The sequence below is a fragment of the Microbispora hainanensis genome, assembly GCF_036186745.1.
Taxonomy (GTDB): domain Bacteria; phylum Actinomycetota; class Actinomycetes; order Streptosporangiales; family Streptosporangiaceae; genus Microbispora.
Genome location: NZ_CP108086.1, coordinates 6,497,917 through 6,523,452 on the forward strand (window position 1 = coordinate 6,497,917; position 25,536 = coordinate 6,523,452).

28 protein-coding genes are annotated in these 25,536 nt (G+C 72.6%); 14 read left to right on the forward strand and 14 right to left on the reverse strand.

All coding sequences use genetic code 11. The annotated features are described in order from the left end of the window. The first annotated feature begins 35 nt into the window (after nucleotides 1–35). A complete protein-coding gene (locus OHB01_RS30035; RefSeq protein WP_328854305.1) occupies nucleotides 36–1,439 on the forward strand; it encodes a glycosyltransferase family 4 protein in 1,404 nt (467 codons plus the stop codon). Between the two features lie 33 nt (nucleotides 1,440–1,472). Here the strand turns inward: OHB01_RS30035 and OHB01_RS30040 are convergent, their stop codons facing one another. Further along, entirely contained in the window at nucleotides 1,473–2,234 is a 762-nt protein-coding gene (locus OHB01_RS30040; RefSeq protein ID WP_328854306.1) for an SDR family NAD(P)-dependent oxidoreductase, read from the reverse strand. Between the two features lie 250 nt (nucleotides 2,235–2,484). Between OHB01_RS30040 and OHB01_RS30045 the strand changes: the two genes are divergently transcribed. Continuing rightward, nucleotides 2,485–3,336: a helix-turn-helix transcriptional regulator gene (locus tag OHB01_RS30045; RefSeq protein WP_328854307.1), complete on the forward strand. Its 852-nt coding sequence runs from the start codon at nucleotides 2,485–2,487 to the stop codon at nucleotides 3,334–3,336. Nucleotides 3,337–3,415: 79 nt separating this feature from the next. Here the strand turns inward: OHB01_RS30045 and OHB01_RS30050 are convergent, their stop codons facing one another. After that, entirely contained in the window at nucleotides 3,416–3,901 is a 486-nt protein-coding gene (locus tag OHB01_RS30050; RefSeq protein ID WP_328710009.1) for a MarR family winged helix-turn-helix transcriptional regulator, read from the reverse strand. Between the two features lie 145 nt (nucleotides 3,902–4,046). On the opposite strand from OHB01_RS30050, the gene OHB01_RS30055 reads away from it, so the two are divergent. Further along, complete coding sequence (locus tag OHB01_RS30055; RefSeq protein ID WP_328710008.1) at nucleotides 4,047–5,144, forward strand: NAD(P)/FAD-dependent oxidoreductase; 1,098 nt, start codon at nucleotides 4,047–4,049, stop codon at nucleotides 5,142–5,144. Between the two features lie 21 nt (nucleotides 5,145–5,165). Here OHB01_RS30055 and OHB01_RS30060 read toward each other — a convergent pair whose 3' ends face one another. Then, a complete protein-coding gene (locus OHB01_RS30060) occupies nucleotides 5,166–6,125 on the reverse strand; it encodes a YafY family protein (RefSeq protein ID WP_328710007.1) in 960 nt (319 codons plus the stop codon). A 42-nt stretch (nucleotides 6,126–6,167) separates the two neighbouring features. Here OHB01_RS30060 and OHB01_RS30065 point away from each other — a divergent pair, with 42 nt between their 5' ends. The 5 genes from OHB01_RS30065 (at nucleotide 6,168) to OHB01_RS30085 (ending at nucleotide 10,380) form a co-directional block, all read left to right on the forward strand. Continuing rightward, nucleotides 6,168–6,902, forward strand: a complete 735-nt coding sequence (locus OHB01_RS30065) for an alpha/beta hydrolase (protein ID WP_328854308.1) — start codon at nucleotides 6,168–6,170, stop codon at nucleotides 6,900–6,902. Nucleotides 6,903–7,011: 109 nt separating this feature from the next. After that, a complete protein-coding gene (locus tag OHB01_RS30070; RefSeq protein WP_328710005.1) occupies nucleotides 7,012–7,908 on the forward strand; it encodes an ABC transporter ATP-binding protein in 897 nt (298 codons plus the stop codon). Next, nucleotides 7,908–8,633, forward strand: coding sequence for an ABC transporter permease (locus OHB01_RS30075; protein WP_147943937.1), 726 nt, complete (start codon nucleotides 7,908–7,910; stop codon nucleotides 8,631–8,633). Before OHB01_RS30070 ends, OHB01_RS30075 begins: the two co-directional genes overlap by 1 nt. A 20-nt stretch (nucleotides 8,634–8,653) precedes the next feature. Beyond that, complete coding sequence (locus OHB01_RS30080; protein ID WP_142647005.1) at nucleotides 8,654–9,778, forward strand: sensor histidine kinase; 1,125 nt, start codon at nucleotides 8,654–8,656, stop codon at nucleotides 9,776–9,778. Then, entirely contained in the window at nucleotides 9,775–10,380 is a 606-nt protein-coding gene (locus OHB01_RS30085; RefSeq protein ID WP_142647004.1) for a response regulator transcription factor, read from the forward strand. The genes OHB01_RS30080 and OHB01_RS30085 overlap by 4 nt, the downstream gene beginning before the upstream one ends. A 4-nt stretch (nucleotides 10,381–10,384) precedes the next feature. Here OHB01_RS30085 and OHB01_RS30090 read toward each other — a convergent pair whose 3' ends face one another. Then, complete coding sequence (locus OHB01_RS30090; protein ID WP_142647003.1) at nucleotides 10,385–10,828, reverse strand: VOC family protein; 444 nt, start codon at nucleotides 10,826–10,828, stop codon at nucleotides 10,385–10,387. Between the two features lie 21 nt (nucleotides 10,829–10,849). Between OHB01_RS30090 and OHB01_RS30095 the strand changes: the two genes are divergently transcribed. Beyond that, entirely contained in the window at nucleotides 10,850–11,422 is a 573-nt protein-coding gene (locus OHB01_RS30095; protein WP_328854309.1) for a CGNR zinc finger domain-containing protein, read from the forward strand. A gap of 32 nt (nucleotides 11,423–11,454) precedes the next feature. On the opposite strand, the gene OHB01_RS30100 is transcribed toward OHB01_RS30095, so the two are convergent. Next, nucleotides 11,455–12,696: a hypothetical protein gene (locus OHB01_RS30100; protein WP_222709576.1), complete on the reverse strand. Its 1,242-nt coding sequence runs from the start codon at nucleotides 12,694–12,696 to the stop codon at nucleotides 11,455–11,457. Nucleotides 12,697–12,768: 72 nt separating this feature from the next. On the opposite strand from OHB01_RS30100, the gene OHB01_RS30105 reads away from it, so the two are divergent. Together OHB01_RS30105 and OHB01_RS30110 are read left to right on the forward strand one after the other, a co-directional pair. Beyond that, on the forward strand, nucleotides 12,769–13,650 hold the full coding sequence (locus OHB01_RS30105) for a LysR family transcriptional regulator (protein ID WP_142647001.1): 882 nt from the start codon (nucleotides 12,769–12,771) through the stop codon (nucleotides 13,648–13,650). Between the two features lie 125 nt (nucleotides 13,651–13,775). Then, entirely contained in the window at nucleotides 13,776–15,506 is a 1,731-nt protein-coding gene (locus OHB01_RS30110; protein WP_147943915.1) for a GAF domain-containing protein, read from the forward strand. Nucleotides 15,507–15,545: 39 nt separating this feature from the next. Here OHB01_RS30110 and OHB01_RS30115 read toward each other — a convergent pair whose 3' ends face one another. Both OHB01_RS30115 and OHB01_RS30120 read right to left on the reverse strand, forming a co-directional pair. Beyond that, nucleotides 15,546–16,529, reverse strand: coding sequence for a BtrH N-terminal domain-containing protein (locus OHB01_RS30115; protein WP_328854310.1), 984 nt, complete (start codon nucleotides 16,527–16,529; stop codon nucleotides 15,546–15,548). A gap of 121 nt (nucleotides 16,530–16,650) precedes the next feature. Next, complete coding sequence (locus OHB01_RS30120) at nucleotides 16,651–18,312, reverse strand: 2-isopropylmalate synthase (RefSeq protein ID WP_405396704.1); 1,662 nt, start codon at nucleotides 18,310–18,312, stop codon at nucleotides 16,651–16,653. A 273-nt stretch (nucleotides 18,313–18,585) separates the two neighbouring features. On the opposite strand from OHB01_RS30120, the gene OHB01_RS30125 reads away from it, so the two are divergent. Continuing rightward, complete coding sequence (locus tag OHB01_RS30125) at nucleotides 18,586–19,278, forward strand: FadR/GntR family transcriptional regulator (RefSeq protein WP_142646998.1); 693 nt, start codon at nucleotides 18,586–18,588, stop codon at nucleotides 19,276–19,278. A 38-nt stretch (nucleotides 19,279–19,316) separates the two neighbouring features. On the opposite strand, the gene OHB01_RS30130 is transcribed toward OHB01_RS30125, so the two are convergent. After that, nucleotides 19,317–20,132: a GDSL-type esterase/lipase family protein gene (locus tag OHB01_RS30130; protein ID WP_142646997.1), complete on the reverse strand. Its 816-nt coding sequence runs from the start codon at nucleotides 20,130–20,132 to the stop codon at nucleotides 19,317–19,319. 171 nt (nucleotides 20,133–20,303) lie between these two features. Between OHB01_RS30130 and OHB01_RS30135 the strand changes: the two genes are divergently transcribed. Both OHB01_RS30135 and OHB01_RS30140 read left to right on the forward strand, forming a co-directional pair. After that, nucleotides 20,304–21,530 carry an isochorismate synthase gene (locus tag OHB01_RS30135; RefSeq protein WP_142646996.1) on the forward strand — a complete coding sequence of 409 codons (1,227 nt, stop codon included), beginning with the start codon at nucleotides 20,304–20,306 and terminating at the stop codon, nucleotides 21,528–21,530. Between the two features lie 115 nt (nucleotides 21,531–21,645). Continuing rightward, nucleotides 21,646–22,074, forward strand: a complete 429-nt coding sequence (locus tag OHB01_RS30140; RefSeq protein ID WP_142646995.1) for a DUF2267 domain-containing protein — start codon at nucleotides 21,646–21,648, stop codon at nucleotides 22,072–22,074. Between the two features lie 74 nt (nucleotides 22,075–22,148). Here the strand turns inward: OHB01_RS30140 and OHB01_RS30145 are convergent, their stop codons facing one another. The 6 genes from OHB01_RS30145 to OHB01_RS30170 all read right to left on the reverse strand — a co-directional run bounded on the left by OHB01_RS30145 (nucleotide 22,149) and on the right by OHB01_RS30170 (nucleotide 25,462). Beyond that, nucleotides 22,149–22,769: a YigZ family protein gene (locus OHB01_RS30145; protein ID WP_328710001.1), complete on the reverse strand. Its 621-nt coding sequence runs from the start codon at nucleotides 22,767–22,769 to the stop codon at nucleotides 22,149–22,151. A 99-nt stretch (nucleotides 22,770–22,868) separates the two neighbouring features. Then, the gene (locus OHB01_RS30150; RefSeq protein WP_328854312.1) at nucleotides 22,869–23,312 is read right to left on the reverse strand and encodes an SRPBCC domain-containing protein; all 444 of its coding nucleotides are present in this window, start codon (nucleotides 23,310–23,312) and stop codon (nucleotides 22,869–22,871) included. 18 nt (nucleotides 23,313–23,330) lie between these two features. After that, complete coding sequence (locus tag OHB01_RS30155; RefSeq protein ID WP_142646992.1) at nucleotides 23,331–23,681, reverse strand: ArsR/SmtB family transcription factor; 351 nt, start codon at nucleotides 23,679–23,681, stop codon at nucleotides 23,331–23,333. Continuing rightward, nucleotides 23,678–24,139, reverse strand: a complete 462-nt coding sequence (locus tag OHB01_RS30160) for an SRPBCC family protein (RefSeq protein ID WP_142646991.1) — start codon at nucleotides 24,137–24,139, stop codon at nucleotides 23,678–23,680. The genes OHB01_RS30155 and OHB01_RS30160 overlap by 4 nt, the downstream gene beginning before the upstream one ends. Nucleotides 24,140–24,240: 101 nt before the next feature. Further along, nucleotides 24,241–24,765 carry a DUF1203 domain-containing protein gene (locus OHB01_RS30165; RefSeq protein ID WP_328854313.1) on the reverse strand — a complete coding sequence of 175 codons (525 nt, stop codon included), beginning with the start codon at nucleotides 24,763–24,765 and terminating at the stop codon, nucleotides 24,241–24,243. A gap of 55 nt (nucleotides 24,766–24,820) precedes the next feature. Next, the gene (locus OHB01_RS30170; RefSeq protein ID WP_142646989.1) at nucleotides 24,821–25,462 is read right to left on the reverse strand and encodes a DedA family protein; all 642 of its coding nucleotides are present in this window, start codon (nucleotides 25,460–25,462) and stop codon (nucleotides 24,821–24,823) included. Between the last annotated feature and the right edge of the window lie 74 nt (nucleotides 25,463–25,536).

Below are 25,536 nucleotides of genomic sequence, written 5' to 3' on the forward strand. Positions count from 1 at the left end.
GGGGATCTTCATCTGACACGAATCGGGGCGTAACAGTGTCATCTCTTCAGCGCAGGGTGGCCAGGAAAGCGGCGAGAGCGATCGTGCGGGCGCTGGAGGCCCGCGACCGGCGGCGCGCCCGGACGGCGCCGCCGCCCGACGGTCACGAGATCCGCATCCTGCTGCTGCACGCCAACGGCATGGGCGGCACCATCCGTACGGTCTTCAACCTCGCCGGGCATCTGGCGCAGACCCACGACGTCGAGATCGTGAGCGTCGTACGGGAACGCGAGGAGCCTTTCTTCCCCGTTCCTCCCGGAGTGCGCATCCGCTATCTCGACGACCGGCTGCCCCGCCGCAAGGGCCTGCTGTCTCGGTTCCCGAGCAGGCTGGTGCCGAAGGACGAGGCGGCCTACCACTGGTTCACCCTGCGGACCGACCTCAAGCTGGTCCGCTACATCCGCTCCCGCCGCCGCGGCATCCTCATCGGCACGCGGCCCGGCCTGAACCTGATCGCCGCGCGCTTCGCGCCCCCGGAGATCATCACGGTCGCCCAGGAGCACGGGAACCTGTCCTCGCACCAGCCGCAGGTGCGCAAGCGGATCACCCGTAGCTATGGCAGGCACGACGCGGTCGTCACCCTCACGCGGGCCGACCTGCGCGCCTATGAGCGGGCCTTCGAGAAGGCACGCGGGGACCGGCCCGCCGTGCTGGCGCGGGTGCCCAACGCGACGCCCCGCCTCGGCGGCGGCGTCTCCCCGCTCACCACGAAGACCGTCGTCACGGTCGGCCGCCTGACCTGGGGAAAGGGCTACGACCTGCTCATCCGCGCGTGGGCGCACGTGACGGCCCGGCACCCGGACTGGACGCTGCGGATCTACGGCGGCGGCCCCCGGCAGGAGAAGCTCCAGGCGTCGATCGACAAGCGCGGGCTGTCCGAGCGGGTGTTCCTCGAAGGCCCGGCCGAGGACGTCGGCGCCGTGCTCGCGGACGCCTCGATGTTCGTCCTGAGCTCCCGCCACGAGGGCATGCCGATGGTCATCCTCGAAGCGATGAGCAAGGGCGTCCCCGTCGTCAGCTACGACTGCCCGACCGGCCCCGGGGAGATGGTCGCCCACGGCCACGACGGCCTTCTCGTGAAGGCCGGGAAGATCCACGCGATGGCCGACGCCATCTGCACCCTGATCGAGGACGAGGACCTGCGCCGCCGGATGGGCGCCAACGCGCTGAAGACGGCCGCCCGCAACGACATCGACGTCATCGGCGCCCGCTGGGAGGACCTGCTGGCCGGCCTGGTGGCCCGGCGGCGTGGTCTCCCGCCCGGTGGCCCGCTCGCGTACGAGCCGGCCGGGGCGGGCGACCACGACATCGGGGAACGGCCCGGCTCTCCCGACGCCGCCGCGCGCCACGTCGCCCGTACGCCGGAGGCACCGGCGGCACGCCTCAGCCGGCGGGCGTGAACCACGGGCGGGCGGCCGCGTCGGCGACTACGGTCACAGGAAAATGCCGCCGGAGACCTCGACGCGCTGACCGGTGATCCAGCCGCTCCCGTCGGTGAGCAGGGCGCTGATCGCGCCCCCGACGTCGGTGGGCTCCCCCACCCGTCCCAGCGCGGTCTGCGACGCGAGCATGGCGCGGAACCCCTCGTCATCGCGCATGATCCCGCCCGCGAAGTCGGTGGCGACCGGGCCGGGGGCGACGGTGTTGACCGCGATGCCGCGCGGCCCGAGCTCCTTGGCGAGGTATCGCGTCAGCACCTCCACCGCGCCCTTCACCGACCCGTACGCCGCCTGCCCCACGCTCGCGAACCTGGTCAGCCCGGTCGAGAGGTTGACGATCCGGCCGCCGTCCGCGATGAGGGGCAGCAGCCTCTGCGTGAGGAAGAACACGCCCTTGAAGTGCACGTCGACCAGGGAGTCGAAGTCGCTTTCTGTCGTGTCGGCGAACGCCGCGGTGACCGCGATGCCGGCGTTGTTGACGAGATGGTCGAAATCGTCCCGGTGCCACCGCTCACGCAGGATGCGGCGCAACTCGGCCGTGAAGTCGTCGAACCCCGCCACCACCGCGGTGTCCAGCGGCAATGCCGCCACGGTGCGCCCGAGCCGGGTCACGGACTCGACCACCTCCTCGGCCTGGTCCTTGCCGGCCCGATAGGTGACGACGACGTCGACGCCGCGCTCGGCGAGGGCGAGCGCCGTGGCCCGCCCGAGACCCCGGCTGCCGCCGGTGATGAGGGCGATTCGCTGAGAGGTCATGATGAAAGCTCCTGGTCATCGGGTAGACGGCCTCCTGGCGGGGCCGCCACGCCCAGTTCACCGGGTGGCGCGCCGGGCTGCCACGGCCCACATGTCCATGGCTCACGCAGCCGGGACTCACGCAGCCACGGCCCGCGCAACCACGGCCCGTACAGCCGTGGCCTCCTTATCCGGGGATCGGCAGGCCGTGGATAAGGGGTGACCGGCGCGTGAGGATGAGCGGGGACGGGAGAAGGCGAGGAGGCAGAGGGTGGACCGCGAGGGACTGGCGGACTTCCTGCGCAAGCGCAGGGAGGCCCTGCAACCCGAGGACGTCGGGATGGTCCGCGGGCCGCGCCGGCGCACCAGCGGCCTCCGCCGCGAGGAGGTGGCCGCCCTCTGCGGCATGTCCAGCGACTACTACAGCCGTCTGGAACGCCTGAAGGGACCGCAGCCGTCGGAGCAGATGCTCGCCGCGATCGCCCGCGGGCTGCGCCTGACCCTCGACGAGCGCGACCACCTCTTCCGGCTCGCCGGGCACAGCGCCCCCCAACGGGCGCTGCGGGGCGACCACGTGAACCCGGGGATCATGCGCGTCCTCGACCGGCTCTGCGACACACCCGCCATGGTGACGACCGCACTCGGCGAGACGCTCCGGCAGACCCCGGCCGCCGTCGCCCTGTTCGGCGACCAGACCGTCTTCAGCGGCATGGCGCGCAGCCTGTTCTACCGGTGGTTCACCGACCCCGACGAACGGCGCCTCTACCTGGAGGACGACCACCCCATGTACGGACGGGTGTTCACCTCCCTGCTGCGGGAGGCCGCCACGCGTGAGGGACCCCGCTCCCGGGCCGCCGCCCTCGCCCGCGATCTCCTCGGCCGCAGCACCGAGTTCGCCGCGCTCTGGGACAGGCACGAGGTCGGTCTCGGGCACCCGGACACCAAGCGCCTCGTGCACTCCGAGCTCGGCGTGCTGGAACTGCAGTGCCAGACGCTGCTCGATCCCGACCAGTCGCAGGCGCTACTCGTCTACACGGCCACGCCGGGCACCGAAAGCTACGACAAGCTGCGCCTGCTCGCCGTCATCGGCAGTCAGACGCTGGGCAACGGTGACTGGCGATAGTCGCGACCAGCCCCGGCCCCTCGCACCCTGCCGCTCATGGCACCCTGCCGCTCACGCCCGCCGCGCCCGATCGGGACCGTCACACAGCCGGCTGATCGGCGTCCGCGCCGGAACGCGCTTCGATGCGGGCGGCCACCTGCCTGCTCCACGCGTGGATGGCGGCGGCCTGCTCGGGCGTGAGCGTCTCGAAGAAGTAGCGGCGGATGTTGTCCGCGTGCCCCAGGATGGCGTTCTCCACGGCGCTGCGGCCCTTGGCGGTCAGCCCGACCCCGATCCGGCGGCCGGACCGGTCCTCGGTCCTGTCGACCAGTTCACGGTTCTCCATCCGCGTCAGCTGATGCGCCACCCGGCTTTTCTCCCAGGCGAGCGACTCGGCGAGCTCGGTCACGCGCATCCGGCCCCCGGCCGTCCGGTGAAGCGTCACGAGCACGCTGAACTCGGCCTTGGAGATGCCGTGGTCGCGCTGCAGGCCACGGTCCAGCTCACGGGCCAGGAGACGCTGCGCCTGCATCCAGCTGTCCCAGAGCTCCCACTGCTCGGGTTCCAGCGTCCGGGGCTTCTCCATGAGCCCACCATAACGACCCGGAGTTGACGCGACAACTCACTCCGGGCTTAAAGTTGTCACGTCAACTCTGGGCGTGTCCCGTACGGCCCCTCGTCCTGAGCGCCGCGCGTGCCGCCCGACAACGGCAATGCGATGAGGAGCGAGGATGAATCACACCGTGGTGGTCGTCGGGGGAGGGTACGGCGGGTCGATGGTCGCCAAGGAGCTGGACTCCGAGGCCGACGTCACACTCATCGACCCACGGGAGGCCTTCGTCAACGCGGCCGCGTCGCTGCGGGCGCTGACCCGCCCTGACTGGGCGCACAACGCGTTCTTCCCGTTCGCGACGCTGCTCCAGCGGGGACGAGTGATCCGCGACCGGGCCGTCTCGGTCGACCCGAAGGGCGTTACGCTCGCTTCGGGCGAGCGGGTCGAGGCCGATTATCTGGTTCTGGCCACCGGCTCCGGCTACACATATCCGGCCAAACCACGCCACGCGTCGACGAGCATCGCCGAGCAGCTGGACGATCTGCGCGAGACCCACAGGGAGCTGGCCGGCGCCGGGCGCGTGCTGATCCTCGGCGCCGGCCCGGTCGGCCTGGAGCTCGCCGGGGAGATCAAGGACGTCTGGCCGGACAAGCACGTGCTCGTCCTCGACAGGGCCGATCAGCTGCTCCCCGGCTTCCTTCCCGAGGTGCGCGATGAGCTACGCCGCCGGCTCGACGAGCTCGGCATCGACGTGCGGCTGAACACCGGTCTCACCGCGTTGCCGACGGTCGAGGCCGGTCGGGCCGGCCGTATCGCGGTCACGACCGACAAGGGCGAACGGATCGTGGCGGACATCTGGTTTCGCGCCTTCGGGGTCGAGGTCAACACCGGCTATCTCGCCGACGGATGCCTCTCGCCGCTGACCGAGCAGAAGACGATCCCGGTCACCGAGCGGCTGAACGTCCAGGGTTACGACCACGTCTACGCGATCGGCGACATCGTCGCCCTCCCCGACCCCAAGATGGCCTCCTATGCGATGACCCATGCCGGGGTCGTGGTGCGGAACCTCAAGGCGCAGCTCGCCGGCGACCGGCCGGACGCGGTGCACACCCCGACGTCCGAGCGGAGGATCCTGCTTCCGCTCGGAACGCGTACGGGCGTCGGCCAGCTCCCCACACCGGACGGTGTCGCCGCGGCCACGGCCGAGACGGTCTTCGAACGCAAGGGCGCCGACCTGTTCACCGCGCGGTTCGCCGCCCGGTTCGGCCGCGCCTGAACGGATCCGCCGGTCGCCGCGTCAGTCCCTCGGAGGCCGGTCGGCCCACTGCTCCAGACGACGGGCAAGCGCCCGGACCTCCTCACGCAGCTCGGGCGGGCCGACCACGGTGAACGGCACGCCGAGGCCGGCCAGCACCTGGGCCATGCCGTCCAGCCGCTCGGCCCGGCCGGTCATCCGTACGCCGCCATCGACCGGAGCCAGGGCGGCCACCGCCGGCGGGATCCGCCGCCGGGCCTCCTCCATCGTCGTGGCCAGCACCACCTCGACCTCGTACCGGTAGGGCACGGCGGCCAGCGACTCCATGACGTGGGCGACCGCGTCGAACTCCCCCGGTGCGGGAAACTCTTCCCCCGTCGTCTCCGCCCGGCCGATCCGGTCGAGCCGGAACGTCCGCACCTCGCCCCTGCGGTGGTCGTGGCCGGTCAGATACCAGCGGCCCGAGTGGAACACCAGCCCGTACGGATCGACCGCCCGCTCGCTGTCCTGTCCCCGGAAGGACCGGTAGGCCAGCCGTACGCGCAGACGACGCCGGGCGGCGTCGGCCAGCGTCAGCAGGGTGGCGCCGCTCGGCCGGGATGTCGCGGCGGTGCGGGTGGTCAGGCCGACCATCTCCTCGACGGCGCCGACCCGGTCGCGCAGGGCGTCGGGCAGCACCCGCTGGATCTTCGCGAGCGCGCTCTCGGCCGCCCCCTCGCCCACGGTGAGGCCCGCGCGGCGGCCGGCGAGCAGCCCGAGCACCACGGCGGCGGCCTCGTCGCCGGTCAGCATGAGCGGCGGCAGCCGATATCCCGGCCTGAGCCGGTAGCCGCCGTAGCGTCCCCGCTCGGCCTCCACCGGAATGCCGAGGTCCTCAAGCCTGCGCACGTAGCGGCGCACGCTCCGCACGTCCACCTCCAGGCGCTCGGCCAGCTCGGGACCGGTGAGCCCCGGCCTGGCCTGCAGCAGCTCCAGGAAGGCGAGGATGCGATTGGTGGACATATCAGGACCGATTCTGCCCTGATTCGGCCCTAGCGTCGACGCATGACGACATACGTACTCGTTCCCGGTTTCTGGCTCGGCGCGTGGGCGTGGCGGGACGTGACCGCCGCGCTTCGCGGCATGGGGCACGAGGCCCACCCGCTGACCCTCACCGGCCTCGCCGACCGCGCCCATCTCGCCTCCCCCGCCCTGGATCTGGAGACCCACATCCGCGACATCCTCGGCCTCGCCGAGGCCGAGGACCTGCGCGATGTGGTCCTGATCGGCCACAGCGGCAGCGCCGCCGCAGTCACCGGGGCCGCCGCCCGCGCCGCCGGCCGCGTGAGCCGGGTCGTGTACGTCGAGAGCGGCCCGGTGCCGGACGGCATGGCCCAGATCGACCTGACCGGGCGGGAGTTCGTCGAGAAGCGCGTCGAGGACGACTGGCGCTACCCCATGCCTTCCTGGGATGAACTGCAGGAGTCGGGCGCGAGCCTGGAGGGGCTGGGCGAGCACGAGCGCTCGTTGATGGCCGCCCGGGCCACCGCACAGCCGCTCGGCACGATCACGCAGCCCCTCACGCTGGGTGACGACGCCGCGGCGTTCGCCGCACTGCCGAAGACGCTGGTGAGCTGCTCGTTCCCGCTCGCCCAGGTCAGAGGGCTGATCGCGGCCGGACATCCGGCGTTCGCGCCGCTGGGCGGGCCCGAGTGGGAGCTGCATGAGCTGCCCACCGGTCACTGGCCGATGCTCTCCCGCCCCGGCGACCTGGCTGCACTTCTCGCCAAACCGGCGTAACCGACCCGGCGCCTTTACATTGTAGATTTCCTGGGCAGGACATTTGTCCTGCCCAGGGTCGTATCGATCTCTCTACCTGGGCCGACGGCGCCTGCCTACCGTCGTTTCCATGACCACGAACACCGCCGACGCCGTGTCACTGACCTCGGCGACCAAGCGCTTCGGCCCCGTACGGGCCGTGGACGAGCTCACGCTCGCCATCCCCCGCGGCCAGACGGTGGCACTCCTCGGCCCCAACGGCGCGGGCAAGTCGACCACCATCGCGCTGCTGCTCGGGCTGCTGCCGCCCGACTCCGGGCGGGCCGCGCTGTTCGGCCTCGACCCCGAGCAGGCCGTGAGGCAGGGCCTGGCGGGCGCGATGCCGCAGGAGGGCGGCCTGGTCCCCCGGGTCACGGTCCGCGAGCTGCTGACCTTCGTGTCCGGGACCTATCCCGCTCCCCTCCCCCTCGACCGGGTGCTCACGCTCGCCCGGATCGACGACCTGCGCGACCGCCGGGTGGACCGGTTGTCGGGCGGGCAGGCGCAGCGCGTGCGGTTCGCGATGGCGGTGTGCGGCGACCCCGACCTGATCGTCCTCGACGAGCCCACCGCCGCGCTCGACGTGGAGGCCCGGCGCGAGTTCTGGGACGGCATGCGCGGGCTGGCCAGCCAGGGCAAGACCATCCTGTTCAGCACCCACTATCTCGATGAGGCCGACGAGCATGCCGACCGCGTCGTCGTGCTCGGCCACGGCCGGGTGATCGCCGACGGCACCAGCGCGGAGATCAAGCGGGCGGCGGCGCTGACCACCGTGAGCGTGGCCGCCGACGGCGAGTCCGCCTGGCTCGCGACCCTGCCGGGCGTGCGCCACATGGAGATCAGGGGCGGCCGGGTCCACCTGCGCACCGGCGACTCCGACGCCACCGTCATGGCCCTCGCCCGCGCGGACGCCATCCGCGATCTGGAAGTCGCCCCGGCCGACCTGGAGGACGCTTTCGTGGCCCTCACGACCAAGGAGAACGTGTGATGTGGGGATACGTACGGCTCGAACTGACCAGGGCCCTCCGCGACGGCGGCTATGTGATCTTCGGGATCGTGATGCCGGTCGTCATGTACCTCGTCTTCACCAACCTCGGCCTGGCCCCCGGCGACAAGCACGACGCCGCGATCTACACGATGGTCAGCATGGCGGCGTACGGCGCGCTCGGCGGCGCGTTCAACAACGGCAGCGGCATCGCCGAGGACCGCGCGGCGGGGTGGCTGCGCCAGTTGCGGCTCACCCCGCTGACCCCGGCCGAAGTCGTGGCGGGGAAGGTCGTCACCGGCGCGGTCGCCGTCGTGCCCAGCATCGCAGCCGTGCTGCTGGCCGGCGTGCTGGTCAACCACGTCTCGCTCCCACCGCAGCGGTGGCTGGTGATCATCGCGCTCCTGTGGGCGGGCACCGTGCCGTTCTCCCTGCTCGGTCTCGGCAACGGCTATCGCCTGTCGGGCCAGTCCGCGGCGATGGCCAACATCGCGACCATGCTGACGCTGTCGATCCTCGGCGGCCTGTGGGTGCCGGTCGAGAAGTTCCCGTCCTGGCTGGCGGCGATCGCCGAGTGGACCCCGTCGAACAGCTACGCGGGCCTGTCGTGGCGGATCGCGTTCGGCGACGTCCCCACCCTCCGTCAGGTCGTGCTCCTGTCGGCCTGGCTGCTGGTCTTCGGCGTCTACGCGGTGTACGGCTACCGTCGTGCCGGTCGCCGGGCCTGACCGCTAGTGTGACGATTCCGATGACGACAGAACGCGGCACCTGGCTCGATCCGCTGCGCGAGGGCGAGCGCGGCCCCGACGCCAAAGGCATGTACATGTGGGTGGCCGTGACGGCGGCGCCCGTGTGGGACATCGCGCACGGCCGATCCCATCCCCTCTGGCTGGCCTGGCCGGCCGCGCTGGCCGCCGCCGGGCTGTACGTGGCCACCACGCACTTCGCGTTCACGGACCGGCGGCGCGCCCTGCCGGCGCTCGGGCTGCTCGCGGTGGTGGTCCTCGCGTCTATGATCGGGTTCGCGGGCAACTGGCTCTACCTGGTCATGATGCTGGCCGTCGCCACCGGAACCGCCGTTCGCGGCAGGATCCTGCCGGTGATACTGATCGCCGAGTGCGTCGCCGCCCTGGTCGTGGCCGTGCGGGCCGACGCGAGCCTCACCGGCGTGCTCTCCATGATCTGGGGCACGTTCACCGCGGGCCTGATCCCGGCGATCATCATCCGGCTGTGGGAGGCCATCCACGAGCTCAAGGCCACCCGCGAGGAGCTGGCCCGGACCGCGGTGACCGAGGAGCGGCTGCGCTTCTCCCGCGACCTGCACGACCTGCTCGGGCACACCCTCTCGATCATGGTCGTCAAGGCCGAGGCCGTACGCCGGCTGACCCGGGTGGACGCCGATGCGGCGGCCGAGCAGGCGTCCGACATCGAACAGATCGGGCGGCAGGCGCTGACCGAGGTGCGGGCCGCCGTCACCGGCTATCGGGGCAGGGGACTGACCGCCGAGCTCGACTCCGCCCGCGCCGCCCTCGCGGACGCCGGAATCAAGGTGACCGTCCGCACCTCCTCCGTACGGCCCGGCCCCGAGGCCGACGCCCTGCTCGGCTGGGCCGTGCGCGAGGGCGTGACCAACGTCGTCCGGCACAGCCACGCGTCGGCCTGCGAGATCGGCCTGCGCGACGACGACGGGCTCCTGGTGCTGGAGATCCGCGACGACGGCCCGCCGCAGCAGGCCCACGGGCACGGCAACGGGCTGATCGGCCTGCGTGAGCGCGTGAGGGCCGCCTCCGGCACCGTGGAGACCACGGCGCCGCCGGACGGAGGCTTCCTGCTCCGGGTGGCCGTGCCGTACGCGAGGGAGGACGGTCAGTGATCCGGGTGCTGCTGGCCGAGGACCAGGGCATGATGCGCGGCGCGCTGGCCCTGCTCCTCAACCTGGAGCAGGACATCGAGGTCGTCGCCCAGGTCGGCCACGGCGACGAGGTGGTGGACACCGCCCTGCGGACCCGGCCCGACGTGGCCCTGCTCGACATCGAGATGCCGGGCCGCGGCGGGCTGGAGAACGCCGCCGACCTGCACGAGCGCCTGCCCGGCTGCGCCGTGCTCATCCTCACGACGTTCGGGCGGCCCGGCTACCTGCGCCGGGCGATGGAAGCCGGGGCGCGCGGGTTCCTGGTCAAGGACGGCCCGGTGGAGGATCTCGCCGACGCCGTCCGCCGCGTGCTGCGCGGCGAGCGGGTCATCGACCCCGCGCTCGCGGCGGCGGCGCTGAGCACCGGCCCGAGCCCGCTGACCGACCGGGAGCGGGACGTGCTGGCCGCGGCGGCCGACGGCTCGACGATCTCCGACATCGCGGCCCGCCTGCACCTGTCGGAGAGCACGGTGCGCAACTACCTGTCGTCGGCCATCGGCAAGACCGGCACCAGGAACCGGATCGAGGCCGCCCGCCTGGCCCGCCACAACGGCTGGCTGTAGCGGCTCACTGCACGTCGAACTCGTTGCCCTCGGGGTCGGCCATGGTCACGTGGTGGCTGCCGGGCTCCTGGACGACGCGCAGCACGGTCGCGCCGAGCGCCTTGAGCCGGTCGACCTCGGCGTCCCTGCGCTCGGGGCCCGCGTGCAGGTCGATGTGCAGGCGGTTCTTGCCTGCCTTCGGCTCGGGGACCGCCTGGAAGAGGATCCGGCGGCCGAGGCCGGTGCCGGTGTCCTGATCGACCGGGTCGTCCGGGTGCCGTACGGCCCGCAGCGTGCGGAAGGCCGTGTGGTCGGGGGTCACCGCCTCCTCCCCCACGACGCCGCCGGCCAGAAGCCGGCCGACGATGGCGCTGTTGTCCTCCACCTCGTAGCCCAGGGCCTGCGCCCAGAACGCGGCCTGTGCGTGCGGGTCGGCGCAGTCGACGACGAGCTTCCATTCGAGAGTCATGTAACCCTTTATAGTGGTTACATGACTCTGACGCTACATCCGCGCAGCGGGGGCTCCTTCCGGTTCGATCCGGGCGCCCTCTGCCTGGAGTTCCTGGTGAGCGGCGGCGTGGGGGTCTACGCCCACTACGAGACGCTGCACGAGCCGGCCGACCTGGCACGGTGGGCCGCCGTGTCCCGGCTCGGCCTGGCGGAGGTGGACACGACGGCCGGCGAGCTCACCCGCGCGAAGACCCTGCGCGCCGCCCTGTGGGGACTGGCCGGCGACCACGTCCACGGGCGTACGCCGCGGCAGGCGGACGTGGACGCGGTCAACCTCGCGGCGTCCGCGCCACCGCTGACGCCCGTGATGACGGCGGACGGGCGGCGGTCCTGGGCCACCCCCGCGACCGGCGGCCAGGTGGTCGCGACCGTCGCGAGGGACGCGATCGAGCTGTTCACCGGCCCTCTGGCCGACCGCGTACGGGAGTGCGCGGGCGACAACTGCGCCCTCGTCTTCGTCGACACCTCACGCCCGGGCAGCAGGCGCTGGTGCTCCATGGAGCGGTGCGGCAACCGCCACAAGGTCCGCGCGCACCGCTCCCGCGAAAGGTAGAACCCCGCGGCGCACGGGGATCCGACCGGGCCTCAGGCGGCGACCGGTGAGAAGTACGAGACCAGGCGTCGTGCCGCACCCGACCACGGACCGGCGAGGAGCGCCACGAGCACCTGGGCGGCTCCGGCGGCGACGAGAGTCGGGCCCGCGCCGGCCACGCCGATGACCGCGCCACCGGCGAGCAGGCCGACCGAGACCGCCCCGTCGTGCACGAGGCTCTCCGCCGCGAAGGCCGCTCGCCGCTCCGCCCCGTCGGTGCGGGTGCTGATGAGCCGGTTCAGCGCGCCGATGCCGAGCGGCATGGAAAAGCCCCCGATCGCGGCCACGCATCCGAGGACGACGAGGGACGACGCCGCCGCCGGCATGACGGCGAACGTCACGCCGAGAACGGCCCAGCCCACTGCCATGGTCGCCAGTGCCGGCATCCGCGGGACGAGCGCCGGCGCCAGGAGGGCACCGGCGAGCGAGCCCAGGCCATATCCGGTCATGCCGGCCGAAATGAGCAGTCCGGGCCGCCCGGTCTCGGCTCCGAGGATCGCGAGGCCGAGCGTGAAGGCGAACCACACGAGCCCGCCGACTCCCGACATGGTCACCGCACGCCGGATGTCCCCGTGCCGCGCCAGCACCTGACGCAGGGCCGGGGCGCCGGACCCATCGGCCGGGCCGCCGGATGCGGCAGGGCCGACATGCACGGCAGGCGTCGCGGTGCCGCGCACGGTGCACAGGAGGGCGGCTCCCACGCCGACGCCGGCGGCCTCGGCCCACAGCAGGGGCGACGGCCCGCCGACGGTCACGGCCCACCCCGCCGCCGGTGGCGCCAGGATCATCGTGACGCGGTGCATGAAATCCTGCCAGGCCAGCATCTTCGTCGTGATGGTGGCACCGAGGGGATCGCAGATGTCCGAGAGCAGGGCACGTTGCCCCGGCCCGCTCAGCGCGGTGGCGCACCCGGTGATGACACCGGCGGCGGCGAGGTGGACCGCGCCGACCGTGCCGGCTGCCGCGCCCACCGGAACGACGAGGAGCCCGGCCACCTGCACGACGAGCACGCAGGCGAGGGCTCTGCCCGTGGTCAGCCGCTGCCGGATTCCTCTGGCCCACCAGGGCGAGGTGAGCATGGGCAGCCCGACCGCTCCGCCGACCAGCCCGGTGGACCAGGTGGATCCGGTTTCGGCGAGCGCGACGAGCGGAAGCGCCACGGCCGTCGTGCGCTGCCCCATCCAGGTCACGAACGTGGTTGTCAGCATGGCGACGATGTCGCGTCCGGTGTTCACGCCGTCATCCTCCGGGCGAGCGGAATCCCCCGGTAGGCGACGAATCGCCATCAGAACTCATAACATCCGGATATGAGCTCATTCCCCTCGGTCGAGGACCTCCGGCTCGTCGAGGCCATCGCCCGGCACGGCTCGGTCGGGGCCGCCGGAAGAGAGCTGCTGATCAGCCAGCCGGCCGCGAGCAAGCGCCTCGCCGCGCTCGAACGGCGGGTCGGCGAGCGGCTCTTCGACCGGGACACGACGGGGGCGCGGCCGACGCCGGCCGGTCGTGCGCTGTGCGCAGAGGCGGCTCACGTGCTCGATCATCTGGGCCGGATCTTCGACCGGGCGCGGGCGGCGGCGCGGGCGAAAACCTTCCGCGTCGGCACCTTCGGCAGCCTCGCCCCGTTGCTCTTCCCCGCGCTCGACGAGCTGATGGACGGCGCGACGGTCGACCAGGTGACCGACCACGGCGACCGGCTCGTGGAGTGGGTGGGCGAGGGGTCGCTGGACGCCGCGTTCGTCGCCGTAGCCGACCAGATGCGCCTGCCCGCCACCGTCAGCGCCACACCCGTCGCCACCGATCGGCTGGCCGTCCTGACGCCGGAGGGCGCGCCCGCGAGAGACGGCCGGCGGCCGTTCGCCGGTCTCGACGTCGTCGCCTACACCTACGACATGTCCGCCGACACGCTGCACCAGCGGCTGTCCGGCCTCGGCGCGAGGCCCCGGGCGGCGGCCACCGCGGAGACCGCCGTACGGCTCGCGCGGCTGCTGAGATGCCCGGCCGTCCTGCCCCGCGGGCTCGGGCTCGCCTATGCCCAGGAGGGAGATCGCATATCGGCCGCGCCCCTGCCCGGCCGCCTCACGCTCTTCATGGTGACCCGCCGCCCGGCTCCGCACGAGCTGACGGCGATGGCCGGGCCGCTTCCCGGGCGCCTCGGCCTGCGGCGCCCGGCGGCGAGACGGCCCGGCTGAACGGCCACGCACCCCGGTCCGCGCGCACCGAAGACCGTTGACGGCCTCGCTCCGCGTCTGCTTCGACGGTGCGGACGACCACCTGGGGTGGGCACCCGGACGTCGGCGGTGCGAAACTTCGCACTATGACGGAGAACGAGCCTCGGTCGCTGATTCCCAGCATGCGGCTGGACGATCTGCTGGCGGAGTTGCAGTCACGTCTGGAGGCCGTGCTGGCCACCCGTGACCGGGTGCACGCGCTGCTGGAGGCGGTCGTCTCGATCGGCAGCGACCTCGATCTGGAGGTCGTGCTGCGGCGCATCGTGGAGACCGCCACGACGCTGGTCGACGCGACGTACGGCGCGATGGGCGTGATCGGGGAGGAGAACACGCTCGTCCAGTTCGTGCCCGTAGGGCTGAGCGAGGAGGAGATCGCCAGGATCGAGCACTGGCCGCACGGGCTGGGCCTGCTCGGCCTGCTGATCAAGGAGCCGCAGACGCTGAGGCTGGCCGACATCTCCCGCCATCCCGAGTCGTACGGATTCCCGCCCGGTCACCCGCCCATGGGCAGCTTCCTGGGCGTGCCGGTGCGGGTGCGCGACGAGGTGTTCGGCAACCTCTACCTCACGGAGAAGCGCGGCGGCGGGAACTTCGACGAGGACGACGAGGCGATCGTGGTCGCCCTGGCCACCGCCGCCGGCGTGGCGATCGAGAACGCCCGACTGTACGAGGAGAGCCGCCGCCGGGAGACCTGGTTGCGGGCGTCCTCCGACATCACCACGCGGCTGCTGTCGGGGGCCGAGCCGCGGGAGGTCCTCACCCTGATCGCCCGGCGCGCCCGCGAGATGGCCGACGCCGACGCCGTGGCGATCCTGCTGCCCGACCGCGACCGCGAGGTGCTGCGCGTCGCGTTGCAGGATGTGGCGCCGGCCGAGGACGGGCCGATCGGGGACGGACCGGCGGTCCGGCTCGTCGAGGACGAGGTCGCGGTCGAGGGCTCGCTGTCGGGCCGGGTGTTCCTGAGCGGTGAGCCGCTGGCGCTGGACGATTTCGACCACGGTCGGCTGCACCTGATCTGGGCCGGCGATCTGGAGCCCGGGCCGGTGGCCGCCGTGCCGCTGGGCGCGCCCGGGGCCGTACGCGGGGTGCTGGCCCTGGTCAAACGATCGGGACGGATGCCGTTCAGCCAGTCGGAGCTGCGCACCCTGCACGCCTTCGCCGGGCAGGCGGCCGTCGCGCTGGAGCTGGCCGAGACCCGCCGCGACGCCGAGCGGCTCGGCCTGCTGGAAGACCGCGACCGCATCGCCAAGGACCTGCACGACGTGGTCATCCAGCGCCTGTTCGCCGTCGCCATGACGCTGATGAGCGCGGTGCGCCTGGTCGAACGGCCGGAGGCCTCCTCCCGGCTGCAGAGCGCGATCGACGAGCTGGACACCACGATCCGGCAGATCCGCTCGACGATCTTCGCCCTGCAGACCCCGCACGAGGACGCCTCGCCCAGCCTGCGCGCCCAGGTCGTCGACCTGGTCGAGGGCGCCCGGGGGCATCTGGGCTTCATGCCCGGCCTGACCCTGGAGGGCCGGCTCGACAACGACGTGCCCGCCGAGGTCGCCGAGCACCTGCTCGCCGTCCTGCGCGAGGCGCTCTCGAACGTCGTCCGCCATGCCAGGGCCACCCGCGCCGACGTCGCCGTCCACGCGGCGGACGGGCGGCTGACCCTGGTGGTGGAGGACAACGGCGTCGGCATCCCGGCCGAGGGCCGCCGCAGCGGCCTGCGCAACCTCGCCGACCGGGCCGAACGCCTCGGCGGCGCCCTCGCCCTCGCCTCCCCGGACGGCGGCGGCGCCCGCCTGGAGTGGAGCGTCCCGCTGGGCTGAGCACCGTCATGTCCAGCGGGACCGGCCCCGCGAGCACTCCTATAGCCGGCTCAGCACCTGCATGGCGTCCTTCTCCAGCCGCGACAGGTCGCGGAGGATGGCCCCGGCCTGCCGGAGGCAGCCCGCGTCGCCGCTCTCCCCCGCCTTCGCGATCAGTTCGGACACCTGCGTCCAGAGGACGGCGGCCTCACCGTACATCCGGTGACCGGCGCGGAGACCGTGGTGGCCGATCAGTTCGGTGCACTCGCCGAGGAAGTCGCGATAGAGGGCGCGGAACAGCGCGCCGCCGGTGCCGCCCTTCTCCATGAGGAGGGCGGCCTGCGGCAGGTCCCGCCCGGGGTCCCCGGCACGCTCCAGCCAGCCGGGCGCCTTAGCGCCTGCCTTCTCGATGCCGCGCCAGCCGAGGTTCGCGATGGGAGCGGCGAGGAAGGCGTCGGCGCACGCTCTGACGGCGGGGACGATCCGGTCCTGCCACGCGAGCGGACGGGGCGGCACCGTGATGGTGAAGGAACGGTTCCTCGCGGTCATCGGGCCGCGTTCGGCACGGGCCCGGGCGAGGGAGGCCCGGCTGGTGCGCACCGCTCCTCCCTGCTGCTCGGTGTCCACGAGGTGGACGTCGTGCTCGTCGTAGCCGTACATCGCGACGACATGACCGCCGAAGTGCACTGTGGAGCGGAAATAGTCCAGGTGGTAGGAGTCGAGCTGGAGCCCGACCGGCCGGCCGGCGTCGATCGGGGCGGCCACGTTCTGCCACGCCTTGCGCGGCGAGGTGGTCTCCTCGGTCGTCAGCGTCAGCCCCAGCCGGTCGGCCAGGTTCCTGGTGAGCTCGAACGGCCTGACGCGGCCTCCGAGGAAGGGGAACGGCATGCCCTTGGCGTCCCAGTAGACGAACGACAGGCCCGAGCCCAGCCCGAACAGCATGGGCTCGGACAGGTCGAGCCCCTCGTGCCGCAGAAGCACCCCCAGCGCCGTCGTCTCGCAGTGGTGCGTCCCACGGGCCTCCACGCCCTCCACTATGGCCATGCTCGCTCTCCTCGTCCTGACGGCGGCGCACGCTCGCCCCGGCCCGGTCCCTGACCGGCAGCATCGGGCCTCCCACAGTGGGAGAGTCCACTCGGGAGGCCCTCCGGCCACGCGACCTCGCTTACCTCCGCTGCCCGGCCAGGGCGCGGTTGACGGCGGCGAGCACGGCGCGGGTGTACGCCGTCGCGGCGTCGGCGTCCTCGCCCGCTCCCCAGACGGGAGTGCCGCCGACACGGCACCGGGCGTAGGCGACGGCGCCGCCCTCCGCCGGATGCCCGCCCTGCCAGAGCACCTCCACCGCGACCCCGGCCGCCGTCAGCGCGGCGGCGAGGGCCGCCGCCGGATCGGCGCCGGTCCCCCGGCTCTCGCGCCCGTCGTGCCGCACCAGGCAGTGGAAGCCGTCGCCACCGGCGGTCAGCGACGCCGGCGTGACCGGCCCGTCCTCCGCCATGTACGCCTCCCGGAACAACCGGAGCAGTTCCTTCGGCGTGGCCTCCCGCCCGCTGCGGTCCGTCGCGTCCTGGACGACGCGGGAGAACTCGGCGCGCAGCGCCTTCGGCAGGTCGAGCCCGTGGTGGACCTGGAGGAGGTGGGCGATGCCGCCCTTGCCCGACTGGCTGTTGACCCGGATGACCGCCTCGTACGTGCGGCCGACGTCGGCCGGATCGATCGGCAGGTAGGGCACCGACCAGGGCGCCTCTCCCGCCGGCACGCCCCGCTCGGCCGCCGCGCGCTCGTGGTGGGCGAGGCCCTTGCTGATGGCGTCCTGGTGGGTGCCGGAGAAGGCCGTGTAGACCAGGTCTCCCCCGTACGGATGCCGCACGTGGACCGGCAGGCGGTTGCACTCCTCAACGGTCCGCCGGATGACGTCGATGTCGGAGAAGTCCACCATCGGGTCGACGCCCTGCGCGTACAGGTTGAGCGCGAGCGTGACGAGGTCGACGTTCCCGGTGCGCTCGCCGTTGCCGAACAGGCAGCCCTCGACGCGCTGCGCCCCGGCCAGCATGGCGAGCTCCGCACAGGCCACCCCGGTGCCCCGGTCGTTGTGCGGGTGGACCGAGAGGATGACCGCGTCACGCCGTTCGAGGTGCCGGTGCATGTACTCGATCTGGTCGGCGTACAGGTTCGGCGTGGCGATCTCGACGGTGGCGGGCAGGTTGTGGATCACCGGCCGGTCGGGCGAGGCGTCCCACAACCGGGTGAGGCCGTTGCAGACCTCCAGCACGAAGTCGGGCTCGGTGCAGTTGAAGACCTCCGGGGAGAACTCGAACCGCACCGCCGTCCCCGGCATTGCGTCGGCGAGCCGCGCGACGTGCTCGGCGGCCTCCCGGATCAGCGCGTGCAGCCCGGCCCGGTCCTGTCCCAGCACGACGTCGCGCCAGACCGGCGCGGTCGCGGTGTAGAGGTGCACCACCGCCCGGGGCATGCCCTGGATGGAGGCGAAGGTCTGCTCGATGAGGTCGCGGCGGGCCGCCGTGAACACCACAGGGGTCACGTCGTCCGGCACCACGCCGCTCGTGGCCAGGTGACGGACGAAGTCGAAGTCGGTCCGGCTCGACGACGGATAGCCGACCTCGATCTCCTTGAACCCCATCGCGACGAGGAGGTCGAACATGCGGCGCTTGCGCAGGGTGTCCATCGGCTCGGCCAGCGCCTGGTTGCCGTCGCGCAGGTCGACGGGCACCCACAGCGGGGCCCGCTCGATCCTGCGCCCCGGCCAGGTGCGGCGGATCTCGGGTATCTCGACCCGCTCGTGCGCGGGCCGGTAGCGGTGGTGGGGCATCGCGCCGCCCCGCTGGGGATTCCAGGCGGGAGCGTCGGCGGGCACCGGGCCGGCCGGGGTGCGAATCGTGGGAAAAGCGGTGGAGACGGTGAAGACGGCGGTCACGATGATGATCCTTCGGTCGGAGGGCGACCGGCGGCACGGCACCCCGCGGCGGGGCGCCGGTCATCGGATCAAACCCCGCCGCGGCGACCGAGAAGGAGGCCGAACGGCGTCATGGGCGGTAGAGTAACCACACGACAACTCCTCAGACAACCTGAGAGGTGAAACGCGATGGCGCTCGGCGCGCTCCAGCGCAGCCCCCTCGTCGACCAGGCCGTCGAGAGCCTGCGCGACCAGATCGCGCAGGGCATCTGGCCGGTCGGCACCCGGCTTCCCGGCGAGACGACCCTGGCCAAGACCCTGGGCGTGGGCCGTTCCACGGTCCGCGAGGCCCTGCGCGCGCTGGCCGGCGCCGGACTGGTCCAGGCGCGGCAGGGCGCCGGAGTCTTCGTCATCGCCACCAGCCCCGCCGAGGACTGGACGGCCCGCCTGCGCCGTGCCGCCGTGGCCGACGTCTACGAGGTGCGCATGCTGGTCGAGGTGCAGGCCGCCCGGCTGGCGGCGCGGCGCCGTACGCCGGACGACGTGACGGCGATGCACGCGGCGCTGGAGGCCCGGCGGGCCGCCGCCCGGGACACCGACGCCGCCTTCGTCGACGCCGACATCGCCCTGCACGCGGCCGTCGTCGCCGCCGCGCACAACCCGGTGCTGACCGACCTGTTCGCCGAGTTCGTCCCGCGGCTGCGCGAGGGCCTGGTCGCCCTGGTGGACCTGCTCGACCTGCGGGCGGGCGACCCGAACCCTGGAGACGACTCCCATGCGGCGTTCGTCGGCGCGGTCGAGCGCGGCGACGCCGACGCCGCGGGCCGGGCGCTGCAGGAGGAGCTGGAGCGGACCCTCGGCCGCCTCCGCCGCGCGGGCTGAGGAACCGGCCCGGCGCGCCACCAGGGCAGGGTGCCGGATCAGGGCTCGACGTCGGCGAAGAACCTGGCGTCAAAGGTGATCTTGGCGAGCGCCTTCTGCCCGTCGGCGTTGGGGTGGAAGTAGTCCCACGCGCTCACCTGCTTCAGCGTGAAGGGGTAGGCGAAGACCGCGCCCCCGTCGTGGCGGCAGGCCGGGCCGTAGCTCTCGCACGCCTGCCTGAGCTGCTCGTTGTAGTCCATCACCCGCTCGCGCACCCGGTCGCGCCTGGCCTCGTCCTTCTTGGCCGTGGACTTCGGGTCGGCCAGCATCGACTGGCAGATGCGGCCGATCCCCCAGAACAGGCGCGCCCACGCGTTGTCCTTGCCGACCCGCCACAGGCGTTTGACGTCCGGGATGCTCGCGACGTAGACCCGCGCTCCCGTGGGCCGCAGCACGTCGAAGGCGGCGTCGATGTTGCGCCGGAAGGCGGCCACGGGGGTCATCTCCTTCTCGGAGCCCACGCAGGCGTCCTGCGCGCCGATCAGCACGGTGACGTAGCCCGCCCCGGCGTCGACGGCCTTCCGCGCCTGCCCGGCCAGGTCGGCGCTGGTCGCCCCAGGGGAGGCGAAGTTCCGGTTGTGCCCCTTGATCGCGCTGCTCATGGCGAGCAGGCGCAGATAGTGGCTGTTCACCGATGGTGAGTCGCCCGCGGACCACGAGCGGGACGTGCAGGCGACGTACCAGCCGCAGGCGTTGAACCCCGCGCTGATCGAGTCGCCCAGCGCCGCCATCACGGCGGGCGTCGTACGGGCGTTGGCGGCGGTCGGCACGAGCAGGACGGCCGTGGCCAGGACCGGCGTGATCTTCTTGATCATGGGCACCTCCGGGAGATCAAAGGTAGGGATCGCGTGGAGGTGCGCTCTATCGCCACCAGGGAAGTCGAGCCTTCCATGACCAAGTTCCTATCGCGGCTTGACACAGCGGACCCGGCATCGCAAGGGGGGGCTCTTGTCGAACACGTTCAGATCGTGCGTAGAGTGAGTCGGGTGAGTGTCGCTCTTATCCGGCCCCTCGTGGTTCGCACGGTCGCGGTGAGCGACCCTGACGATCTGCTGGCGCGTCTGCCAGACGCCGCGCCGTACGCCTGGATCAGACACGGCGAGGGGCTCGTGGGCTGGGGAGAGGCGGCGCGGGCCGCGGTTCCGCCCGGCCCTGGCCGGTTCGACTGGGCCCGCGGCTGGCTCTCCTCGCTGTTCGCCGGGGCGCTCATCGAGGATGAGGTCGGCGTGCCGGGCTCGGGACCGGTCGCCTTCGGCTCCTTCACCTTCGACGGCGACGCCCCGGGGACCGTGCTGGTCGTCCCCCGCGTGGTGCTCGCCCGCCGCGGCGGCCAGGCCTGGCTCACCACGATCGGCGGCAGCGCCTTCGACCTGGCCACCCCGCCGCAGGAGCCCGGCCGCATCCGCTACTCCGACGGGTCGCTGACGGCGCCCGAGTGGGAGCACCGGGTCGCGCAGGCCGTACGGCGGATCAAGGCGGACGGCATGCTCGACAAGGTCGTGCTCGCCCGCGACCTGACGGCCGTCGCCGAGCGGGACATCGACCCCCGCGTGCTGCTGAGCCGGCTGGCCGAGCGCTACCCCGAGTGCTACACGTTCTCGGTGGACGGGCTGGTCGGCGCGACGCCGGAGCTGCTGGTGCGCCACACCGGCCAGGAGGTGGAGTCGCTGGTGCTCGCGGGCACCACGGCGCGGGGCGGCGGCCCCGCCGAGGACGCCGCCCGCGGCGCCGCGCTGTTCGCCTCGCAGAAGGACCGCCACGAGCACGCCTGCGCGGTCGCCTCGGTGAGGGAGGCGCTCGCCCCCCTGTGCTCTGCCCTCGACGTCCCCGACGAGCCCGAGCTCCTGGTGCTGCCCAACGTGCAGCATCTGGCCAGCCGGGTCACCGGCCGGCTGTCCGACGGCGCGTCGGTGCTCGACGTGGTGGCGGCCATGCACCCCACGGCCGCCGTCGGCGGGACGCCCACCGGCGCCGCGCTCGGCGTCATCCGCGAACTGGAGGGCATGGACCGCGCGGGCTATGCCGGGCCGGTCGGCTGGATCGACTCCCGTGGCGACGGCGAGTGGGGCATCGCGCTGCGCTGCGCGTACGTCTCGGGCAGGCGGGCCCGGCTGTTCGCCGGCTGCGGCATCATGGCCGGGTCCGACCCCGCCGCCGAGCTCGCCGAGGCGCAGGCCAAGCTCCGCGTGATGCGGTACGCCCTGGAGGGGTGAGCGCCGACGGCGGGCTCCCGCTGATCGCCCATATCGGTGGGATATATGCCCGTTTGTACGGTTTGGGGTGCGGGTAGGGCCTCGCACTGATGCACCGTTCGAGGAGGCGGCCCCGATGGTGGAAACGGGTTACTCGACTATCAACGCCACGGTCGACAAGACCAATCGCCTGCTGAAGGAGATCGAGCAGGCCTACGGGTGGTCGCAGGAGAGGCGGCACCAGTCCTGGGCCGCCTTGCGCGCGGTCCTGCACGCGTTGCGCGACCGGCTGCCCGTCGAGGAGGCCGCCCAGCTCGGCGCTCAACTGCCGATGCTGGTCCGCGGCATGTACTACACGGGATGGGATCCCAGCAGGGTTCCCGTGAAGATGCACAAGGAGGAGTTCCACGCGCGGGTGCGCCGGGAGTTCCCCTTCGAGATCGAGGGCGGGGTCGAATCACTGATCAGGACGGTGCTCAATGCCCTGCGGCTCTACATCGCCGAGGGAGAGTGGGAGGACGTCAAGTCGAGCATCCCCGGCGATCTGGCCGACGAGTTTCCGTGACACACCGCTTTCCGTGACACACCGCGGCCTGTGCGCGGACGGCATGCACGGAGGGGACGGTCACCGCGATCGCGTCAACGGGCGAGATGGACGGTGCCGCCGCGGACGGTGTCGGCCCGCCCGGCGGTGAGCGACGCGATCCACTCCTCGAAGGCGGGCAGCCGGTCTTCGGCCACCGCCACATCGAAGGCGACCTTCGACCCGTAGTCCACGCCCCGCAGCGCGTACGGCGAGGCGCGCAGGTCGCTTTCCAGCCTCCCGGCCTGGGCGTGGCCGACCGACACGGTCACGACCGCCGCGGGGACCATCTCGACCACCTCAGCCCGGTCGAGGGTCTCCCCCACCGCGCCGCCGTACGCCCGTGCGAGGCCGCCCGCGCCCAGCAGCACCCCGCCGAAGTAGCGGGTCACGACGGCGACCACGTCGGCGAAGCCGCGCCGGGTGAGCATCTCCAGCATCGGCGTGCCGGCCGTGCCGCCGGGCTCCCCGTCGTCGTCCGCCCTGCGCACACGCTCGCCGACGACGTACGCCGTGCAGTTGTGGGTCGCGTCGGCGTATCGCCGCCTGCGCTCGGCGACGAACGCCCGCGCGGCCTCCTCCGTTGCGGCGGGCGCGAGCGCGCAGATGAAACGCGAACGGCGGACTTCGATCTCGTGTTCGACGGGGTGCTTGATCGTCTGGTACGGCGCTGCCACAAGGTCAGCTTATTCAGCGGGCCGCCTTTACAAAGTAATGTAGGGCCTTTGTGGCGCCGGACGAACCCCCCAGCGCCGATCCGTTCAATGCCGTCCTGTTCAGTGCCAGTCGCTGATCTGCACGTCCCGCGGCGACGGCGCGCCCTCGCCGGTCTCCACCAGGGACTTCAGGCTCATCAGGTAGGTGGCCCACTTCGTGCTGCAGTGGTGCATGAACTCCACGGGCTCCCGCCGGCCCTGGTGCTTGAACAGCACGATCGTGCAGTCGCCGTCCTGGCGGAGGTCCCAGTCGATCGTCGTCCCGGGCCATTCCTCGGGCCCGTCGACCACCCGCCACGCCACCCGCTCGGACGGACGCAGGTCGACCACCTCCATGTCGAAGCCGCCGGGCGGGAACCGGAACTCCAGCACGCCGCCGACCTCGCCGCTCCCCTTCGTGTCGTCGGTCCACCAGCCGGCGAGGCCGTCGACGGTCGTCAGCGCGTCGTACACCTTCTCCGGCGCCGGGACCTTGACCCCGATCCTGTGCAGGATGTCCGCCATCTTCGGCTCCTCGTCTCGTCAGTCCTGCCGGGTGCGCTGGATCGCCTCGGCGATCCGCTTGATCCGCCGCAGCCTGGCGTCCCACGCCGCCCCTACGGACGACAGCTGGGCGACCGCGCGGGCGAGCTGGGCGTCGTCCACCCGATAGCGCTTCTCCCGGCCCGCCGGCGTCCCCCGCACCAGGCCCGCCCGGTCGAGGACGCCGAGGTGCTTTGCCACCGCCTGGCGGGTGACCGGAAGCCGCTGGGCCAGCGAGGTCGCGGTGCCGTCGCCCTCGGCGAGCAGCAGGTCGAGCATCCGCCGCCGGGTCGGGTCTCCGATCGCCGACCAGAGGTCGTCGTCGACGTCCTCGGCCGCCGGCGCGCTCACGGCCGCACCCGCAGCGTCGCGATGTACGGCGCCAGCCGGGACAGGTGGAAGTCCCACCCGGCGACGTGATCCCGGTACTGCTGTTCGAGGACAGCGGCCTCCCAGCCCATCTCGCGGAAGCCGGACTCGGTCATCTTCAGCAGCGTCCCGGCCCCCGAGGGGGTCAGGTCGAAGGTGACCAGCAGCGAGTTGCCCTCGGCCGCCGTCTCGCCGGCCGGGTGCGTCCAGCGGAACGAGAACGTGCGCGGGGGCCGCACGTCGAGGACGGTGAACGACACCACCGCCCCGCCGGCGCCGGGGTCGCCGAAGACGAGCTCCCCCGCCGCCCCGGGGATCTCCTCGAACCTGGCGTCGTCCGGCCACCACTCCTTCAGGTGGCCGGGACTGCTCACCACCTCGAAGACGATCTCCGGTGACGCCTCGATGTGGATCTCACGCTCGATGGTGCCGAACTCCATGCCAGCCTCCTGCAACCTTTGGTTGCACATGAGGCTATCCGTACGGCGGCCGACGCGCAACCATCGGTTGCGCGAAAGCCGCCGCACACGCGAGGTTCGTTTCAGCGGACCGGCGCGGGATTCCCCGGCCCGCCGCGCCGCACCTCGAACAGGAAGCAGCCGAACTCCACGGCCCGCACGTGGACCAGCGCCGCCTCCGGGTCCTCCAGCAGGGTGTCCAGCAAGGCCGACGCCGCCACGGGATCGGCCGACCGATGCGCGCCGACGAGGTGCCCGTCCAGGATGGAGCCGTCGGCGCGGTAGGTGCGGAAGACCCGCCCGCCCATGGCCGCCGGATAGCCGGGCCCCGTTTCCGGCTGGGGCCCCTCACACGGCTCCTCGTGGATGAACACCGGCCCGACCTCCTCGTACGCCCCGGGGTCGGCGCCGGTGTCCAGCGCCCAGCGGCGCAGCGGCGCGTAGGCCACGAGCAGGATCGCCTCCCCCGGCCGGGAGCGGCGCAGGCAGCAGCGCAGCGGGCTGCCGCCCTCCTCCTCGACGATCCGGCGCGGCGTGCGCCCGGCGTCGTCGGTCTTCCTGAGCTGGTCGAGCACGTCGGGCGCGATGGCCCTGATTTCGAACGTCACGCCCTCATCGTGGCCGTGTGCCCGTGCCGAGGGCTGGCGGAAAACGGACGGCGCGTTACGAGGCGCTGACGGTCTCCGGCGCGGTCTCCTCCTCGTGCGCGGCCTTGGCGGCCTTGCGCTTGAGCCACACCGTGGTGCCGAGGCCGACCAGGACGGCGGCCGCCAGCCCCACCCAGGAGAAGCCCTTCAGCCACTTGTCGGCCACGATGCCCAGGTAGTAGACCGCGACCGTGGTCCCACCGGCCCACGCGACGCCGCCGAGGACGTTGGCGATGAGGAAACGCCAGTAGGGCATGTGCAGGGCCCCGGCCAGCGGCCCGGCGAGGATCCGCAGCAGGGCGACGAAACGGCCGAAGAACACCGCCCACATCCCGTGGCGGTTGAACATCTGCTCCGCCTTGGCGATGTGCGCGGGGCCGAAATGCTTGGGGAAGCGCCGTCCCAGCCGGTCGAACAGCGGCCGTCCGCCCTTGCGGCCGATCAGGTAGCCGATGGAGTCGCCCACGATCGCGCCGACGCTCGCGCAGAGCCCGACGATCCCGGGGGCCACGACCCCTTTGGACGACAGCAGCGCGGCGCTCACCAGCACGATCTCGCCCGGGAGCGGAATGCCGAGACTTTCCAGCCCGATGACGAAGCCCACGAGCACGTAGACCCAGACGGACGGGATGGTCTGCAGCCACTCGTCTACGTGCATCTCACTCCCTCAACGCGCCAACAGCCCCCATTGTGCCGTCGCTCCACGAGTGCGGCATCCGCCGCGAGGACCAT

Excerpts from the sequence above, each read along its gene's own strand:
- OHB01_RS30040 (WP_328854306.1), bottom strand. The coding sequence starts at position 2,234 with ATGACCTCTCAGCGAATCGCCCTCATCACCGGCGGCAGCCGGGGTCTC.
- OHB01_RS30050 (WP_328710009.1), bottom strand. The coding sequence starts at position 3,901 with ATGGAGAAGCCCCGGACGCTGGAACCCGAGCAGTGGGAGCTCTGGGAC.
- OHB01_RS30055 (WP_328710008.1), top strand. The coding sequence starts at position 4,047 with ATGAATCACACCGTGGTGGTCGTCGGGGGAGGGTACGGCGGGTCGATG.
- OHB01_RS30060 (WP_328710007.1), bottom strand. The coding sequence starts at position 6,125 with ATGTCCACCAATCGCATCCTCGCCTTCCTGGAGCTGCTGCAGGCCAGG.
- OHB01_RS30065 (WP_328854308.1), top strand. The coding sequence starts at position 6,168 with ATGACGACATACGTACTCGTTCCCGGTTTCTGGCTCGGCGCGTGGGCG.
- OHB01_RS30070 (WP_328710005.1), top strand. The coding sequence starts at position 7,012 with ATGACCACGAACACCGCCGACGCCGTGTCACTGACCTCGGCGACCAAG.
- OHB01_RS30075 (WP_147943937.1), top strand. The coding sequence starts at position 7,908 with ATGTGGGGATACGTACGGCTCGAACTGACCAGGGCCCTCCGCGACGGC.
- OHB01_RS30080 (WP_142647005.1), top strand. The coding sequence starts at position 8,654 with ATGACGACAGAACGCGGCACCTGGCTCGATCCGCTGCGCGAGGGCGAG.
- OHB01_RS30090 (WP_142647003.1), bottom strand. The coding sequence starts at position 10,828 with ATGACTCTCGAATGGAAGCTCGTCGTCGACTGCGCCGACCCGCACGCA.
- OHB01_RS30095 (WP_328854309.1), top strand. The coding sequence starts at position 10,850 with ATGACTCTGACGCTACATCCGCGCAGCGGGGGCTCCTTCCGGTTCGAT.
- OHB01_RS30105 (WP_142647001.1), top strand. The coding sequence starts at position 12,769 with ATGAGCTCATTCCCCTCGGTCGAGGACCTCCGGCTCGTCGAGGCCATC.
- OHB01_RS30110 (WP_147943915.1), top strand. The coding sequence starts at position 13,776 with ATGACGGAGAACGAGCCTCGGTCGCTGATTCCCAGCATGCGGCTGGAC.
- OHB01_RS30115 (WP_328854310.1), bottom strand. The coding sequence starts at position 16,529 with ATGGCCATAGTGGAGGGCGTGGAGGCCCGTGGGACGCACCACTGCGAG.
- OHB01_RS30120 (WP_405396704.1), bottom strand. The coding sequence starts at position 18,312 with ATGCCCCACCACCGCTACCGGCCCGCGCACGAGCGGGTCGAGATACCC.
- OHB01_RS30125 (WP_142646998.1), top strand. The coding sequence starts at position 18,586 with ATGGCGCTCGGCGCGCTCCAGCGCAGCCCCCTCGTCGACCAGGCCGTC.
- OHB01_RS30130 (WP_142646997.1), bottom strand. The coding sequence starts at position 20,132 with ATGATCAAGAAGATCACGCCGGTCCTGGCCACGGCCGTCCTGCTCGTG.
- OHB01_RS30140 (WP_142646995.1), top strand. The coding sequence starts at position 21,646 with ATGGTGGAAACGGGTTACTCGACTATCAACGCCACGGTCGACAAGACC.
- OHB01_RS30150 (WP_328854312.1), bottom strand. The coding sequence starts at position 23,312 with ATGGCGGACATCCTGCACAGGATCGGGGTCAAGGTCCCGGCGCCGGAG.
- OHB01_RS30160 (WP_142646991.1), bottom strand. The coding sequence starts at position 24,139 with ATGGAGTTCGGCACCATCGAGCGTGAGATCCACATCGAGGCGTCACCG.
- OHB01_RS30170 (WP_142646989.1), bottom strand. The coding sequence starts at position 25,462 with ATGCACGTAGACGAGTGGCTGCAGACCATCCCGTCCGTCTGGGTCTAC.